Genomic DNA, 1,079 nt, shown 5'->3' with positions numbered 1-1,079 from the left:
TAAAACTTTCATTTTTTGTGCCCTTCCCATGATTGATCCGGTATAAACGTTCGTATGTTATTTCATCTCCGATCTTATTTTCATTATTGGTTATTAAGGTATAAGTTCTATTTCCGCCATCTTCTCTATTTAGTTCCATAACAGCATGACCAGTGGTACCAGAACCGGCAAAAAAGTCGAGAATACGAGCGTTTTTATTTGTTATTAAATTTATTAAATACTTAATTAATTGATAAGGTTTAGGAAAAGAAAAATCTTTATTATTTAATATTGATATTAACATTCTTTTTCCTGCCGATGTAGTGATATTTGATTCAAAAATTATATTATTAAAATTATTTCCGAATTCTCTGTTTGTGATTTTTTGATCTTGATTATCATATTTTACTCTTTGATAAATTTTTCTATAAGCTTTCCAATAATATTCATTATTTTTATTATTATATTTTTTTTGAATTTCTATAAAACCAAGATTTTTTTGAGATAAAAAAGTTTCTTGATTCAAGGTATATGCATATGATTTTGGCTTTAGCAAATTTCTATAATTTTTAAAGAAGCTGCCATCTGGAGCTTCTATAGCATAATCTAATGTTTCACTATATTTAAAACTACTCTTTGAACTTACACGATCTAAATCTGTGAGTTTATATTTTCCACGTGTGTCAAAAAAACTATCTGTATATATAAAAGAATTTTCATCGATTGGTATTGAATTAAAAGTAACTACTTTTTTATTTTTGGCGTAAGATATAATGTATTCAGTTTCTATTTCAATATTGGTTTTATCTGATCCTCCACCAGTGTTTTTATTTCTTCATATAAAATTTGCCACAAAATTCTCTTCACCAAAAATATCATCCATTAAGACTTTTAAATAAGCTTGTTCACTATCATCGATAGAAACAAAAATAACTCCATCATCTTTGAGCAGTTCCTTAGCTAAAATTAATCTTTCATTCATCATGTTTAATCAACCGTTCCGACTGAATTTATCGCGGTAAATAAACTTATTATTGTTGATTTTTAAAGCATCGTTGGCAACAGAATTCCCATCCGAATTTGCTGCTTCTGTATTATAA

General features: G+C 27.1%; 1 protein-coding gene. It reads right to left on the bottom strand.

The window, feature by feature from the left end; translation table 4 throughout:
• Positions 1-1,079, bottom strand: a 1,079-nt coding sequence (locus tag OF365_RS03155; RefSeq protein ID WP_263818165.1) for a site-specific DNA-methyltransferase, incomplete at both ends; no start/stop codon positions are given.

The sequence above is a fragment of the Ureaplasma zalophigenitalium genome (genome assembly GCF_025780055.1).
Lineage (GTDB): Bacteria > Bacillota_I > Bacilli_A > Mycoplasmatales > Mycoplasmoidaceae > Ureaplasma > Ureaplasma zalophigenitalium.
Note: the sequence above shows the minus strand (reverse complement) of the source record. Positions and strands in the feature narration are given on the sequence as shown.